The sequence below is a fragment of the Streptomyces sp. PTL18 genome, assembly GCF_059510295.1.
The window spans coordinates 224,107-238,384 of record NZ_JCAJZO010000008.1 but is presented as its reverse complement, the minus strand read 5'-3'; the positions used below and the strand labels follow the sequence as shown (position 1 = coordinate 238,384).

Genomic DNA, 14,278 nt, shown 5'->3' with positions numbered 1-14,278 from the left:
GAAGCCGCGGGTGGGGCGAGCGGACCGCCCCCGTCAGAACGTCAGTACCGCCCTCGCCACCCGCCCCGCCTGCGCGTCCGCCGCCGCTTTCTCGAAGTCCTCCACCGGGTACGTCGCCGTCACCAACTCGTCCAGCAGCAGGCGGCCTTCGCGGTACATCCGGGTGTAGCGCGGGATGTCCCGCTGAGGGCGGGAGGAGCCGTAGCGGCAGCCCAGGACGGCCTTGTCCAGGTACATCGACGAGACGAGGAAGGACGCCTCGGCCGTCGCCGGCGGTACGCCGAGGAGCACCGCCTGGCCGTGGCGGTCCAGGGCGTCGACCGCCGCGCGGATCAGCTCCACCCGGCCCACGCACTCAAACGCGTGGTCGACGCCGGTGGGCAGGACGTCCTTCACCCCGTCCGTCGAGGTCAGGAAGTCGGTCGCGCCGAACCGGCGGGCCACCGGCTCCTTCGCCGGGTCGGCGTCCACCGCCACGATCCGCGACGCTCCCGCGATCCGCGCGCCCTGGATGACGTTCAGGCCGATTCCGCCCGTCCCGATGACGAGGACCGTCTCGCCCTGGTCCACCCGGGCGCGGTTCAGTACGGCGCCCACACCGGTGAGGACGCCGCAGCCGATCAGGGCCGCCGAGGGGAGCGGGACGTCCTCGGGGATGCGGACCGCCTGGACGGCCCTGACGACCGTGCGTTCGGCGAAGGCGGAGGTGGACGCGAACTGGTGGACCGGCCCGCCGCCCCGCGTGAACGGGCGGCCGGGGCGGCCGATCGCCTGCCGGCACATCGTCGGGCGACCGCGGTCGCAGTCCGCGCACGTCCCGCAGTTGGCCAGTGTGGACAGCGCCACGTGGTCGCCGGGCCCGACGTGCGTGACGCCCGCGCCGACGGCTTCCACGATCCCCGCGCCCTCGTGCCCGAGCACCACGGGAGAGGGGAAGGGGATGGTCCCGTCGACCACGGACAGGTCGCTGTGGCACAGACCCGCCGCACGGATCGCCACGCGGACCTCGCCGGGTCCGGGGTCCCGGACGGCCAGATCGTCCACGACCCGGGTCCGGCTGCCGTCGTAGATCACGCCTCGCATCGCGACTCCCTCAGTCCTCGTTTCCCCGGGGTTCCTTCGGCAGGCCGAGCACACGCTCGGCGATGATCGTGCGCTGGATCTCGTCCGAGCCGCCGTAGACGGTGTCGGCCCGGCTGAAGAGGAACAGGTGCTGCAGCGGGTCCAGCTCGTACGGTGCCGTGGGCGACCAGTCGGCCGGGCCTGCCGCGGCTGCCGCGCCCCTGACCTGCATGGCGAGTTCGCCCAGACGCTGGTGCCAGCGGGCCCACAGCAGTTTGGCCACGCTGGGGGCGGCCGGGTCCGCCGTGTCGCCGAGGGTGCGCAGGGCGTTCCAGCGCATCGTGCGCAGTTCGGCCCACTGGGTGACGAGGTGGTCGCGCAGGACGGGGTCGTTCGCCGCGCCGGTGGCCACGGCCGTGCGGACGACCTCGGCGAGTTCGTTCGCGAAGCCGATCTGCTGGGCCAGCGTGGAGACGCCGCGTTCGAAACCGAGCAGGCTCATCGCGACCCGCCAGCCGTTGCCCTCGCCGCCGACGACGTGTTCGGCACGGGCCGTCGCGCCGTCGAAGAAGACCTCGTTGAACTCGCTGGTCCCGGTGAGCTGGCGGATGGGGCGGACCTCGATGCGGCCGGGCTGGTCCATCGGGACGAGGAGGAAGGTCAGGCCGCGGTGACGGTGGGAGGTGGGGTCGGTGCGGGCGAGGACGAAGCACCAGTCCGCCTCGTGGGCCAGGGAGGTCCAGATCTTCTGTCCGGTGACGCGGTAGAAGGCCGGGGTGTCCCGTACGGCGGTGGTGCGCAGGCCCGCCAGGTCGGAGCCGGCGCCGGGTTCGCTGTAGCCCTGGCACCACAGTTCCTCGCCACGGGCTATGGGGGGCAGGAAACGGGACTTCTGGTCCTGGGTGCCGTGGGCGAGGAGGGTGGGGGCGAGGAGGTTCTCCCCTATGTGGCCGGAGCGGGGCGGTGCCTGGGAACGGGCGTACTCCTCGGCCCAGACGACCTGTTGGGTGAGGGTGGCGGTGCGGTTGCCGTACCCGCCCTCGGGCCAGGACAGGCCGATCCAGCCGGCGCGGCCGAGGGTGTGTTCCCAGGACCGGCGGGTGCGGGGGGTGCCGAGGTGGGCTTCCAGCCAGGTGCGGGCCTGGATGCGGAAGGGTTCGTCCTGCGGGTCGGGGTCGAAATCCATGGTGTCCGCCTTGTGTTGTGGGCCGGCGATGCGCGGTGCGGGCCGGAGGGTTCTCGCCTCGCCGCCCTTCCGTCCCCGGGGGCCACGCCCCCGGACCCCCGCTGTCGGCCTTCGGGCCCGTCCTCGAACTCCTCCCGTTCTTCACGCAGGGGAAGCCCCGGACGGGCTGGACATGGCGGGCCGCGCTCCGCCATCAGGGGCGCGGGGAACCGCGCGACCAGCCACGACGAACCCGCAGCCGCCGACAGACCGGCGGCCCCGGGTTCTACCGCGCTCCGCGTGGGCTCAGCGGCCGCGGCGGGCCGCCCGCTCCATCGCCTCCACCTGCTCCAGCAGCGGCATCGGGTCGATCCCGACCGTTCCGGGCAGGAAGTCCGCGATCCTCTCCGGGGTCCACGCGCCCTCCGCGTAGGCCGCCCTCAGTTCCCTCGGCTGGGCCCAGACCGCGAGTTTGGGGCCCGCGACGGTGTACACCTGGCCCGTGATGCCCGCCTGCTTCGCGCGGTCGGACAGGAGGTAGACCACCAGCGCCGCCACGTCCTCGGGGTCGCCGATCTCCTTGAGTTCCATGGGGACGTTCGCCGACATCCGGGTCCGTGCCACGGGGGCCACCGCGTTCGCCGTCACCCCGTACTTGTGGAGCCCCAGGGCCGCGCTGCGGACCAGGGAGATGATGCCGCCCTTCGCCGCGCTGTAGTTGGCCTGGGAGACCGAACCCTGGTGGTTGCCGCTGGTGAAACCGATCAGCGTGCCCGAGCGCTGCGTGCGCATCACCGCCGACGCCGCGCGGAACACCGTGAACGTGCCCTTCAGATGGGTGGCGACCACGGGGTCCCACTCCTGCTCGGTCATGTTGAACAGCATCCGTTCGCGCAGGATGCCCGCCACGCACACCACCCCGTCCAGGCGGCCGTACGCCGCGAGCGCCCGGTCCACCACCCGCTCGCCGCCCGCCATGGCCGAGATGTCGTCGGCGGCCGGGACGGCCTCCCCGCCGGCCGCCTCGATCTCCTTGACCACGGCGTCGGCGACCTCGCTCGTGGGCGAGGCCCCGTCCACCGAGACCCCGTAGTCGTTGACGACGACCCGCGCTCCCTCGGCCGCCGCGGCCAGCGCCACCGCCCGCCCGATACCCCGGCCCCCACCCGTGACGACGACGACCTTGCCCGCCAGGAAGTTCGCCATGCTCAGCCCCTCCCGTTTCCCTTCCGGAGTTTCTGACGGTCCGTTAGGTTCGTTCCAGTCGGATTTTACGGGTCGTCAGATACTCCGGCACAAGCCCCGGGGAGGGCCGATGTCACTGCCCGCCGAGTTCCACAAGATCGCGGACCGCGTGAACAACTGGGGGCGCTGGGGCGCGGACGACGAGATCGGGACGCTGAACCTGGTGACCGACCAGGTGGTGCGCGAGGCCGCGGCCTGCGTGCGCAGCGGGCGGCGCGTACCGCTCGCCCTTCCGCTCCGGCAGGACGGTGTGCAGACCGGCGTCATCCCGGGGCGGGTCAATCCGCTGCACGTCATGGTGCAGGTCAACCAGGAGCTCTTCGGCCCGGGCACGGTCGCGTGCAGTGACGACGCCGTGACCATGGGCCTGCAGGCGGCCACCCACTGGGACGCGCTCCCGCACGTCTCGCACTCCGGGAAGCTCTACAACGGCCGTCCGGCCGGCACGGTGACACCGCACGGCGGCGCCGCGTACAGCGGGATCGACAAACCGCGCCACATCGTCTCGCGGGGGGTGCTCCTCGACGTTCCCCGCGCACTGGGCCGGGAGCGACTCGAGGGTGCGTACGCCGTCACACCCGAGGACCTGGACGCGGCCGAGGAGTTCGCCGGCACACGGGTGCGGGCCGGCGACATCGTCCTGGTGCGGACCGGACAGATCCGCACCTACCTCTCGGGCGACAAGCAGGCCTACGGGTATCCGTCGCCGGGGTTGTCCGTGCGGACCCCGGAGTGGTTCCACGCGCGCGATGTGGCGGCCGTGGCGAACGACACGCTCACCTTCGAGGTCTTTCCCCCGGAGATCGAGGACCTGTGGCTGCCCGTGCACGCCCTCCATCTCGTGGAGATGGGGATGCCGCAGGGACAGAACTGGAATCTCGAGGAGTTGTCCACAGCCTGTGGAGAAGAGGGGCGCTACGCCTTCCTGCTGTCCGCGACACCCGAACCGTTCGTCGGCGGCACCGGAAGTCCCGTGGCGCCGGTGGCCGTCCTGTGACGCGGACGCCGACCGGTGGCACCTCTCCCCCGCCTCTACTGCACTCGAGCGGGCGGTCCCCCCACCTCGCCCCGAGTGCGGCACGGCGCCACCGGCCGGTTCGGCGTACCCGCCCGCTCCCGGACGGCCCCTCAGGACCGCCCGGCCCCGCAAGGAGCCGGCGCCGAAGCGCGATCCGCACTCGTCGAGGGCTCCCGTCACCCGAGGCCTCGGCGTCCCCTCACAACGGATCGCCGAACACCAGCGTGATCAAACAGCCACACGGCGTCAACAGCCCCCCGGCGATTCCTTACGTACGCCCTTTTTGTGACGGCGCGTACGGAAGCAGACCCCGGCGCATTCGCGGTTCGTCACATCACGCCGTACGCGAACCGAGGCGTCGCCTCCGCCCCGCAGGACACCGCGTCGGCGTCGCACACCGTCGCCCCGGCTCCGGCAGGCGCCGTACACCGGTCCACCTCGCACCAGATGCGCTTTCCCGCGCCCTCCGCGTCCCAGCCCCAGCGGTCGGCGAGCCCGTCGACCAGTTCCAGGCCGCGGCCTCCGGTCTCGTCGCCCCCCGCGTGCCGGGGCTGCGGCGGGCGGGCGCTGGCGTCGGCGACCTCCAGCCGGACGGTCCCGGCGGGCGCGCCGGACGGCGCGTCGCACACGCCGGTCAGCAGCAGGCGCAACACGGCGGGGCAGCCGGTGTGCACCACGGCGTTGGTGACCAGTTCCGAGACGAGCAGGATCAGCGTCTCGGCCAGCGGTTCGTCCGCCGCTATGCCCGACCCGGCGAGACGCGAACGCGCCCACCGCCGGGCCCGACCCACTTCAGCGGGGTCGGGCCGGATCTCCAGCTGCACTTGAAGCACCTGCACCGCTCACACCATCCGAACCGGCGGACACATCGCCTCGCGCCTCGAAAGGGCCACGATCGTGGTCATCGTCTGCATGGCAGGAACCAGGATCACGGACCGTGATTCCCTTGCATGACAGCATGGTTGACGTACAGTCACCCCAACAAGCGCTTCGGGCATATTCCAGCGCGAAGGAGTACCCGTACGCCATACTGTGCGACGCTTGCCACGGTGAGTCGAACAGGCGGGCATGACGGCCCACCCTGCCCCACGAACGGCACGCATCGCCGGATCCGGCGCCGCCGCAGGGGCCGCACCGTGGTGGATCGGGGTCAGAACCGCTCGCATCCCACACAAGGTACCGGAGCCCTCCCGCGACTCCGGCTCGTGACAAGTCACGCGTAGGACACAACCCGGTATCGACGCTCCGTGATTACGGAGTGCCACAATCCGCGACATCAGGGGCCCCAAAGGCGAAGATGCCCTGCTCAGGGCCTACTGCACCAGCCCCGAGAGCAGCTCCGCCGCCAGCCTTTCCTCACTCTCCGCACTCGAACCCGTACGCTGGGTCCGTACCCATGCTCGTTTCAGGTACAGGTGCACCTCCGCCTCCCATGTGAAGCCCGTACCGCCGTGCACCTGGAGGCAGTCGCGGGCGCAGCACACGGCCGCCTCGTCGGCGAGCAGACGGGCCGCGGCGATGTCCAGGGGGTCGGCGGTGACGGCGGCGGCATACACCGCGGCGCGTGCCGTCTCCACCCGCACCGAGCTCTGCGCGCACAGGTGTTTGACCGCCTGGAAGGCCCCGATCGGCCGGCCGAACTGCTCCCGGGTCCGGGCATGCTCCACCGCCAGCTCGCAGGTCCGTGCGGCGCCGCCGAGCTGTTCGGCGGCGGTGAGGAGGACGGCGACGGGGTCCGGCGGCCCGCCTTCGCCGGCCGCGGCGGCCCGGTGCAGGGGCGTCAGCGGGTCCACCGACGCCAGGGGCACGGCACCGGTCGCGTCGCCCCGGACGGCGTCCGCCTCCCCCAGCCACTCCACGAGGCCGCCGTACACCGCCGTGACGACCGTCTCCCCGCTCGCCGCGCCCGGCACCTGCCCGGCCGCGAGGTGGGTGGCCAGCAGGGGGCCGGGCAGCAGCGCCCGGCCGGCCTCCTCGAAGGCCAGGACCGCCTCGGGCAGGCCGAGTCCCACCCCGCCCTCCGCCTCCGGCAGCCGCAGCGCGAAGAAGCCCGCCTCGCCCAGTTCCCGCCACAGCACACGGTCGAGCGCACCGGACCGGTCCACGGCGGCCCGCAGCGCGTCCCGGCCGAAGCGGCGCTCGAGCAGGCGGCGCACTCCCGCCCGCAACGCCCGCTGGTCATCGGTCGGCTGGAGGCGCACGGCCGCGTCACCGTCCCTTCGGCAGGCCGAGGATGCGTTCGGCCACGATGTTCCACTGGATCTGCGAGGTACCGGCCGCGATCGTGTACGACAGCGACGACAGCCGGTCCAGCACCCACGGGCGACCCAGATCCAGGGACTCGGGGCCCAGCACCTCGGCGGCGGTGTCGTACAGCTCCTGACGCGCGTGCGAATACCTCAGCTTGAAGACCGAGCCGCCCGCCCCGGGCACCCCGCCCGCACTCTCCGCCTCGCTCACGTTCCACTGCGTGAGCCGCCACAGGGCACGGAACTCGGCGTTCAGCCGGCCGAGCCTCCGCCGCAGCGCGGGGTCGTCCCAGCGGCCGTTCCGCCGTGCCTCGCGAGCGAGTTCGCCGAGAACGCGGCGGCAGGCCACCACCTCCCCCACGAACGCCGTGCCGCGTTCGAAGGAGAGCGTCACCATGGTCACGCGCCATCCGTCGTTCTCCGCGCCCACCCGGTTGGCGACCGGCACACGCACCTCGTCGAGGAACACCTGCGCGAACTCCGCCGACCCGGCGAGCGTCCGCAACGGCCGCACGGTGACGCCCGGTGCGTCCATGGGCATCGCCAGCCAGGTGATCCCCCGGTGCTTCGGCGCGGCGGGGTCGGTCCGCACCAGCAGTTCGCACCAGTCGGCGACCTCGGCGTGCGAGGTCCAGATCTTGGACCCGCTCACCACGTAGTCGTCGCCGTCCCGCCACGCGCGCGTGCGCAGCGCCGCGAGGTCGGACCCGGCGTCCGGCTCGCTGAACCCCTGGCACCACACCTCCTCCCCGCGCAGGATCGGGGTCAGCCAGCGCTCCCGCTGCCGGGGCGTGCCCTCGGCGGCGATGGTGGGACCGGCGTGCAGCAGCCCGACGAAGTTGGCCCCCACATAGGGCGCCCCCGCCTTCTCGGTCTCCTCCAGGAAGATGAGCCGCATGGTCGGGGAGGCGTCCCAGTGGACGCCGGCGTATCCGGCGTCGTGGAGCGTGCGCTGCCAGCCGAGGTCGTAGGCGCGGCGGGCCGGCCAGTCGGCGGGGGACGGCTTCGGGGGGAGCGTGGGCAGCACCTTCGCCAGCCACTGACGCAGCCGCGCCCGGAACTCCTCCTCCTCGGGCGTGTACGAGAGGTCCATCAGCCGGGGGCTACCGGTCGAGGTCCAGGTCCAGCATGCGGATCGCGTTGCCCCGCATCAGCTTGTACACCGTCTCGTCGTCCAGGCCCTTCACATGGTCGAGGGCCACCTCCTTGGTGTGCGGGAAGGTCGAGTCGACGTGCGGGTAGTCGGTCTCGAAGGTGGCGTTGTCACGGCCGACCGTGTCGAGGGACGCGACGCCGTGCTTGTCGCGGAAGAAGCAGCAGAAGATCTGCCGGTAGTAGTACGTCGACGGCGGCTCGGGGATCAGGTCGCGCACGCCGCCCCAGGCGCGGTGCTCCTCCCAGACGTCGTCGGCGCGTTCCAGGGCGTAGGGGATCCAGCCCATCTGCCCCTCGGAGTAGGCGAGCTTCAGCCCCGGGAACTTCACCAGGACCCCGCTGAAGAGGTAGTCCGTCATCGAGGCCATCGCGTTGTTGAAGCTGAGCGAGGCCTGCACGGCGGGTGGGGCGTCGGGCGAGGCGGCGGGCATCTGCGAGCTGCTGCCGATGTGCATGTTGACGACCGTCCCGGTCTCCTGGCAGGCGGCGAAGAACGGGTCCCAGTAGCCGGAGTGGATGGAGGGCAGGCCGAGGTGGGTGGGGATCTCGGAGAAGGTGACGGCCCGCACCCCCCGCTCGGCGTTGCGCCGGATCTCCGCCACGGCCAGGTCCACGTCCCACAGCGGGATCAGGCACAGCGGGATGAGCCGGCCGCCGCTGTCCCCGCACCACTCCTCGACCATCCAGTCGTTGTAGGCGCGTACGCAGGCCAGCGCGACCTCCTTGTCGTGCGCCTCGGCGAAGGTCTGACCGCAGAAGCGCGGGAAGGTCGGGAAGCAGAGGCTGGCCTCGACGTGGTTGAGGTCCATGTCCTCCAGGCGGGCCCCGGGGTCCCAGCATCCGCGCCGCATCTCTTCCCTGGTGATCCCCTCCAGGGTCATCTCGTCCCGGTCGAAGCCGACGGCGGCGATGTTGCGCTTGTACGGGAACTTCAGGTCCTCGTAGATCCACCAGTCGGTCGGCGGCCCCTCGGGGTCCATGGTGATCCGGTACTTCCCGCCGACGTAGGCCAGTTCGCCGATCCCGGCGGTCAGCGGCTGCGGACCCCGGTCCCGGTACTTGGCCGGCAGCCAGGTCTCGAAGAGGTGCGCGGGTTCGATCACGTGATCGTCGACGCTGATGATGCGGGGCAGTTCGCTCGCCATGGTTCCCCTCCGCCGGACCGGCTCTCATCTGATGAGTCGTCAGATAGCATGGCACCTGACGAGTCGTCAGCCAAGCGTTGTCAGCCGAGCAGGGAGCCGGCCGTGAACGAGACCCCGCACGTCCTGAGTTCCGCCCGCACACTGTGGGAGCTGGTCGAGCGCCGCGCCGGCCTCACCCCCGACCGTCCGGTCCTGCTCCAGGGGGACCGGGTCCTCACCTTCGGTGACCTGCACACCCGCGCCGAGCGCGTGGCGGCCGGCCTGTACGGCATGGGCGTACGCCCCCGAGCGGTGGTCGCCTGGCAGCTGCCCACCCGAATCGAGACGGTCCTGCTGTCCTTCGCGCTGGCCCGGCTCGGCGCCGTCCAGTCCCCGGTCATCCCCTCCTACCGCGACCGCGAGGTCGGGTTCGCGCTGCGCGAGTCGAAGGCGGAGTTCTTCGCGGTGCCGGGCGTCTGGCGCGGACACGACCACACGGAGATGGCCCGCCGGCTGGGCGCGAAAGGCGTCGTCGAGGTGTACGACGCCCTGCCGGACGGCGACCCGTCGACGCTGCCCGCCCCGCCCGCCGACGGCACCTGCGTCCGCTGGATCTACTGGACCTCGGGCACCACCTCCGCCCCCAGGGGTGTCCTGCACACGGACCGCTCGCTGATCGCGGGCGGCTCCTGCCTGGCCCACGCGCTGCGCCTGACATCGGACGACGTCGGTTCGATGGCCTTCCCGTACGCCCACATAGGCGGCCCCGACTACATGGTGATGCTGTTGCTGTACGGCTTCCCCGCGGTGCTGTTCGAGCACTTCGCGCTCCCGGACGCACTGGCGGAGTACCGGCGGCACGGGGTGACGGTGGCCGGCGGCTCGACGGCGTTCTACTCGATGTTCCTCGCCCAGCAGCGCAGGCACCCGGGGGCGAAGGTGATCCCCTCCCTGCGCCTCCTGGCGGGGGGAGGCGCCCCCAAACCGCCCGAGCTGTACCACGCGGTCGTCCGCGAGATGGGCGTCCAGCTCACCCACGGGTACGGCATGACCGAGGTGCCGATGATCACCATGGGTGACCCCGAGGACTCCCCCGAGAACCTGGCGACGACCGAGGGGCGCCCTCCGGCTGCGATGGAGATACGGATCGTCGACGGGGAGGTGCGGCTGCGCGGGGAGGCCGTCTGCCAGGGGTACCTCGATCCGGCCCGGACCGCCGAGGCCTTCGACGCGGACGGCTTCCTGCGCACCGGCGACCTCGGACATCTGACCGATTCCGGGCACCTGGTGCTCACCGGGCGCCGCAAGGACGTGATCATCCGCAAGGGGGAGAACATCTCCGCGAAGGAGATCGAGGAGCTGCTGCACCGGCACCCGGCGGTGGGCGATGTCGCGGTGATCGGGCTGCCGGACGCCGAGCGCGGGGAACGGGTGTGCGCGGTGGTCGAGGTGGCGGCCCAGCCGCCGGGCGTCGAGGCGCTGACGCTGGCCGCCGTCGTCTCGTACCTGCGCGCGGAAGGGCTGTCGGTGCACAAACTGCCGGAGCAGCTCGAGGTGGTGGACGCCCTTCCGCGCAACGACACCCTGCGCAAGGTGCTCAAGTACAAGCTGCGCGAGCGCTATGCGGGGACCGCGGAGCAAGAGTCCCGAACGGGGCTCTGAGGGCTCCTCGCGCCATGAGCGTCCGGTCAGGTCGCGTGGTCCTGCCGTGCGTCGCAAGACGCCGGAGAGTCCTGGACGGGGGCCCTGCCCGAACGGAGCCGAGAGCTCGGTGGGAGTGCGGTGCCGGGCCGCGCGACCCGGGCGGGCGCAGGGCAAGGACCCCCAGGGCCGGGGGCTACTCCGGGACCGTGAAGTAGCGGGCGAACGCGGACACGATCTCGCTCTCGCCGACCTTGCCGTCCCCGTCCGCGTCGAGCGTCGTGGCCGCCGCCCGGGCCGCGGCCTCCGGTACGCCGAGGGCCGTCAGGGCGCGGGAGGTCTCCTCGACCGTGGCGGCGCCGTCGCGGTCGCCGTCCGCCACGGCGAGCGCCGCGTGCAGGAAGGGACGGGCGATCTCCGCGAACCGCTCGGGGTTGTCCCGCAGCCGCTTCACCGCGCCGCCCACGAACTCCTCGCGGGTGATGCGCTGGTCGCCGTCCCGGTCCGCTATCCCGGCCATGCCCTGCCAGAACGCCTCACCCCCGGCGTACAGGGCCTGCCCCTGCTCCGACCTGGCCGCGGTGCCGAACTCGGTGAGGACCGCCTTGGCCGCCGCGCTGAAGTCCGCGCGGTCGATATAGCCGTTGCCGTCCTGGTCGAAGCTGGCGAACCGGGCGGCGATCCTGCGCTCGTACTCGGTGCTGACCATGGTGTTTCGGGCCGCCTTACGTCACATCGGGGGTGTATCCGGCAGGGAGCGTACGCCGCGGGAGGGGCGCGGGGAGACGGAAAACGGCGGTTGTACCGAGACCGCAGGAATTCCGGGACAACGGTGTGGCTGTCCTGCGACGTTCCGTTGACCGTGGTGCGCCGGCACTCACACCGGGAGTGCCGTGCGGTGGGGGCGGGCGGTGGTGTCCGCCCGGGGCGGGGCGGGATCAGGCCGACAGCGGCGGTGTCGTGTCGTCGTCGGTGGCGGAGCCGAGGTCGGGGTGCACGTCGAAGAGGCGGCGCACGCCGAGGGCGGCGAGGACGCGGTTGACGTGCGAGCCCTCGGGAGCGCTGTGCCCGGGCAGGACGATGCGGAGCCGGCCCCGGCAGGAGCGCAGCAGTCTGCGCGCGGCGACGAGCACGCCGACGCCGCTGGAGTCGCAGAAGACCACCTCGGAGAGGTCGAGTACGAGGCAGTGGCGGCCGTCGGCCACCGCGTCGTGCACCCGCTGGCGCAGCACGGGTGACGTCATCAGGTCCAGTTCGCCCGCCACCTGGAGCACGATCCACTCGCCGTGCTTCCGCCCGGTCACTGTGAGCGTCACCGCCACGCCTCCCGCCTGCCCGCGCCGTCCATGAAACGGAAGCGGTCCCTACGCTTCCTTGGGGCGCAGCTGCCCGAACACCCTCCCATGAAACACCGAACTGCCGATCGAAATCGGGTAGTAGATGAGCCAATTCAATCTGTAACGGTCTTGTTCGTTCAGCACTGATCCGCAGGCCGTCGGATGGCGTCCGCGCGCCCGGCGCGATCCCCCGCGCTGCGGCCTTTACCATCCGCGGCTCGCCGAGGGGCGCACATTGCCACAAAGGGGCGTGCGTCGTCCGATGTGCCGACTACATTCGAAGGCGTGGGGGACGCACGCTGAACCGGAGCAGGGCGCGGGGCACGTCCGGGGACGAGGGGGCCGCATGGCGACGAAGGACGCACCGCCCCGGTGGGACCGCAGGATGCAGCAGCGGCTCACCCGGGGTGAGGCCGCCGCGCTCGGCGAGTGCTACGACCGGTTCGCCTCCCTGGTGCACGGCCTCGCCCACCGGGTGCTCGGGGACGAGGAGGAGGCGGACGCCGTCACGCGCGAGGTGTTCGCGCACGTCTGGGAGAACCCCGAGGCCTACGACCCCGGGCAGGGCCCGCTGCGCACCTGGGTCGCCGCGCTGAGCCACCGGCTCGCCGTCCAGCGGCTGCGCGCCACCGAGACCGCCGCGCTGGCACGGGAGGGCCGGGGCACTGCGGAGGACCTGGAGCGCAGAGTGCGCCAGGCCTCGGTCGCGGCCCGCGCGGACTACATCGTCACCTCCATGCCGGTGCCGCTGCGCGCCGCTCTGGAGCGGGCCTACTTCCAGCGCCGGGACTACCGCCGGACCGCCGCCGACCTCGGCATCACGGAGGACGAGGCCCGCCGCAGGCTCCGTCTCGGCCTGCAGCTCCTCGCCACCGCCCACGAGACGCGTCCCTCGGGCACGCCGCCGGAAACGGGGGGTGTGTGGTGACCGGGGCCGAGCGCTCCCGGAAGTACGAGGAGTTCGAGGGGCACGGCGCCTGCGAGAGGTGCGGCGGGCAGGGCGCGCCCGGAGGCGCCGACGAGCGCGAGGTGTCCGAGGTGGCCCCAGGACCCGTGCCCGGCGGCGCCACGCCGCCCGGTGACGAGGCGGTGCCGCTCGCGCACCGGGTGCTGCAGTCGCTGCTCGGGGCCTGGGCCCTGGCCGCCTGTTCCGCGCAGGAGACCGCCGCCGTGGAGGCGCACCTCGGTGGCTGCGGCCCGTGCGCGGAGGAGGCGCGGCGGCTGCGGAAGGCCGTGGGGCTGTTGCAGCGGCCCGAGAGTCTCGATCTCGACCCCGCCCTGCGCACCCGTGTCCTGGCGAGCTGCCTCGACCGGCGCCCGCCGCGCATCCCGGTGCCTCAGTGGGCGGCTCCCTACGACGCGGAGGCCGCGCGGCTGGACGCCCTGCTGCAGGACTTCGGCGACGGCGAGTGGCACGCGCCGGTCAGGCTGCGGTGGTTCGACGGGACCGCACCGGCGAGCCGCCGTACCACCGTGGCGGGAGTGATCGCCCACCTGCTCTCCGTCGACGGACTGGTCGCGGTGGCGCTCGGGCTGGACGACCCCCTCGGCGACGCCGCCGGGGACGACGGCAACCCCCAGGAGCGCACGGAGGCGTACTGGCGCGCCTCCCACTTCCCGCCGACCCGTTCCATCCGCGTCCCGTGGCGCGATCAGACCCACCAGCTCGTCCGGACGGTGTCCCTCACCGACGACACCGGCGGGGCAGTCCCGGTGTCCTACGGCGCCTTCGGCCTCTCACTGCACGACGCGATGCTGGACCGGGCCTTCGAGTGCTGGGTGCACGCGGAGGACATCGCGAACGCCGTCGACTACCCCTACGACCCCCCGGCGCCGCGCCATCTCCACCAGATGTTCGACCTGGCGGCACGGATACTGCCGCTGACCCTGGCAGCCCGGCGGCGCGCCGGCCTCGCCGCGGCCCCGCGCGGCGGACGGCACCTCGTCCCGGCGGGCGAGCCCGGGCGCAGCCTGCGCCTGGAGATCGAGGGCCGGGGTGGCGGCCAGTGGCTGATCCCGCTCGACTCCCCCGGGGCGGTGGCCTCCGCCGAGCACGAGGTGGCGCATGTGGCCCTCGACGGCGTGGAGTTCTGCCGCCTGGCCGCGGGCCATGTGCCACCGCAGGAGGCGGCCGCGGGACAGGTCGGCGACCGCGAGGCGATCACCGACGTACTGTTCGCGGCGGCGTGCCTGAGCCGGATGTAGCGGCGCCCCGGTGGGGTCCGGGGGCCTGGGGTCAGGGGCCTGGGGTCAGGGGTCCGGGGTCCGGGGTCCGGGGTCCG

At 72.7% G+C, this 14,278-nt stretch carries 13 protein-coding genes; 4 read left to right on the top strand and 9 right to left on the bottom strand.

What is annotated here, in order from left to right; translation table 11 throughout:
- Positions 1 to 33: 33 nt before the first annotated feature.
- The 3 genes from AC5WS8_RS18200 to AC5WS8_RS18190 form a co-directional block, all read right to left on the bottom strand.
- Positions 34 to 1,083, bottom strand: coding sequence for a Zn-dependent alcohol dehydrogenase (locus AC5WS8_RS18200; protein WP_496104442.1), 1,050 nt, complete (start codon positions 1,081 to 1,083; stop codon positions 34 to 36).
- 10 nt (positions 1,084 to 1,093) lie between these two features.
- Positions 1,094 to 2,248 carry an acyl-CoA dehydrogenase family protein gene (locus AC5WS8_RS18195; protein ID WP_496104441.1) on the bottom strand — a complete coding sequence of 385 codons (1,155 nt, stop codon included), beginning with the start codon at positions 2,246 to 2,248 and terminating at the stop codon, positions 1,094 to 1,096.
- A gap of 285 nt (positions 2,249 to 2,533) precedes the next feature.
- Positions 2,534 to 3,433, bottom strand: coding sequence for an SDR family NAD(P)-dependent oxidoreductase (locus tag AC5WS8_RS18190; RefSeq protein WP_496104440.1), 900 nt, complete (start codon positions 3,431 to 3,433; stop codon positions 2,534 to 2,536).
- 109 nt (positions 3,434 to 3,542) lie between these two features.
- Here AC5WS8_RS18190 and AC5WS8_RS18185 point away from each other — a divergent pair, with 109 nt between their 5' ends.
- Positions 3,543 to 4,469, top strand: a complete 927-nt coding sequence (locus tag AC5WS8_RS18185; protein ID WP_496104439.1) for a cyclase family protein — start codon at positions 3,543 to 3,545, stop codon at positions 4,467 to 4,469.
- 350 nt (positions 4,470 to 4,819) lie between these two features.
- Here AC5WS8_RS18185 and AC5WS8_RS18180 read toward each other — a convergent pair whose 3' ends face one another.
- The 4 genes from AC5WS8_RS18180 to AC5WS8_RS18165 all read right to left on the bottom strand — a co-directional run bounded on the left by AC5WS8_RS18180 (position 4,820) and on the right by AC5WS8_RS18165 (position 9,039).
- Positions 4,820 to 5,329: an ATP-binding protein gene (locus AC5WS8_RS18180; RefSeq protein ID WP_496104438.1), complete on the bottom strand. Its 510-nt coding sequence runs from the start codon at positions 5,327 to 5,329 to the stop codon at positions 4,820 to 4,822.
- A 474-nt stretch (positions 5,330 to 5,803) separates the two neighbouring features.
- Entirely contained in the window at positions 5,804 to 6,691 is an 888-nt protein-coding gene (locus tag AC5WS8_RS18175) for an acyl-CoA dehydrogenase family protein (protein WP_496104437.1), read from the bottom strand.
- 7 nt (positions 6,692 to 6,698) lie between these two features.
- Positions 6,699 to 7,832: an acyl-CoA dehydrogenase gene (locus tag AC5WS8_RS18170; protein WP_496104436.1), complete on the bottom strand. Its 1,134-nt coding sequence runs from the start codon at positions 7,830 to 7,832 to the stop codon at positions 6,699 to 6,701.
- Positions 7,833 to 7,842: 10 nt separating this feature from the next.
- Positions 7,843 to 9,039 carry an amidohydrolase family protein gene (locus tag AC5WS8_RS18165; RefSeq protein WP_496104435.1) on the bottom strand — a complete coding sequence of 399 codons (1,197 nt, stop codon included), beginning with the start codon at positions 9,037 to 9,039 and terminating at the stop codon, positions 7,843 to 7,845.
- Positions 9,040 to 9,141: 102 nt separating this feature from the next.
- On the opposite strand from AC5WS8_RS18165, the gene AC5WS8_RS18160 reads away from it, so the two are divergent.
- On the top strand, positions 9,142 to 10,680 hold the full coding sequence (locus AC5WS8_RS18160) for a class I adenylate-forming enzyme family protein (RefSeq protein WP_496104434.1): 1,539 nt from the start codon (positions 9,142 to 9,144) through the stop codon (positions 10,678 to 10,680).
- Positions 10,681 to 10,855: 175 nt separating this feature from the next.
- Here the strand turns inward: AC5WS8_RS18160 and AC5WS8_RS18155 are convergent, their stop codons facing one another.
- Both AC5WS8_RS18155 and AC5WS8_RS18150 read right to left on the bottom strand, forming a co-directional pair.
- The gene (locus AC5WS8_RS18155; RefSeq protein ID WP_496104433.1) at positions 10,856 to 11,368 is read right to left on the bottom strand and encodes an EF-hand domain-containing protein; all 513 of its coding nucleotides are present in this window, start codon (positions 11,366 to 11,368) and stop codon (positions 10,856 to 10,858) included.
- A 229-nt stretch (positions 11,369 to 11,597) separates the two neighbouring features.
- On the bottom strand, positions 11,598 to 11,981 hold the full coding sequence (locus AC5WS8_RS18150; RefSeq protein WP_496104432.1) for an STAS domain-containing protein: 384 nt from the start codon (positions 11,979 to 11,981) through the stop codon (positions 11,598 to 11,600).
- A 361-nt stretch (positions 11,982 to 12,342) separates the two neighbouring features.
- Between AC5WS8_RS18150 and AC5WS8_RS18145 the strand changes: the two genes are divergently transcribed.
- Positions 12,343 to 12,924, top strand: a complete 582-nt coding sequence (locus AC5WS8_RS18145; RefSeq protein WP_496104431.1) for a sigma-70 family RNA polymerase sigma factor — start codon at positions 12,343 to 12,345, stop codon at positions 12,922 to 12,924.
- Between the two features lie 110 nt (positions 12,925 to 13,034).
- Complete coding sequence (locus AC5WS8_RS18140) at positions 13,035 to 14,201, top strand: maleylpyruvate isomerase N-terminal domain-containing protein (RefSeq protein ID WP_496104528.1); 1,167 nt, start codon at positions 13,035 to 13,037, stop codon at positions 14,199 to 14,201.
- Positions 14,202 to 14,278 lie beyond the last annotated feature (77 nt).

Coding starts and splice junctions, on each gene's coding strand:
- AC5WS8_RS18195 (WP_496104441.1), bottom strand. CDS start 2,248: ATGGATTTCGACCCCGACCCGCAGGACGAACCCTTCCGCATCCAGGCC.
- AC5WS8_RS18170 (WP_496104436.1), bottom strand. CDS start 7,832: ATGGACCTCTCGTACACGCCCGAGGAGGAGGAGTTCCGGGCGCGGCTG.
- AC5WS8_RS18165 (WP_496104435.1), bottom strand. CDS start 9,039: ATGGCGAGCGAACTGCCCCGCATCATCAGCGTCGACGATCACGTGATC.
- AC5WS8_RS18155 (WP_496104433.1), bottom strand. CDS start 11,368: ATGGTCAGCACCGAGTACGAGCGCAGGATCGCCGCCCGGTTCGCCAGC.
- AC5WS8_RS18190 (WP_496104440.1), bottom strand. CDS start 3,433: ATGGCGAACTTCCTGGCGGGCAAGGTCGTCGTCGTCACGGGTGGGGGC.
- AC5WS8_RS18200 (WP_496104442.1), bottom strand. CDS start 1,083: ATGCGAGGCGTGATCTACGACGGCAGCCGGACCCGGGTCGTGGACGAT.
- AC5WS8_RS18145 (WP_496104431.1), top strand. CDS start 12,343: ATGGCGACGAAGGACGCACCGCCCCGGTGGGACCGCAGGATGCAGCAG.
- AC5WS8_RS18185 (WP_496104439.1), top strand. CDS start 3,543: ATGTCACTGCCCGCCGAGTTCCACAAGATCGCGGACCGCGTGAACAAC.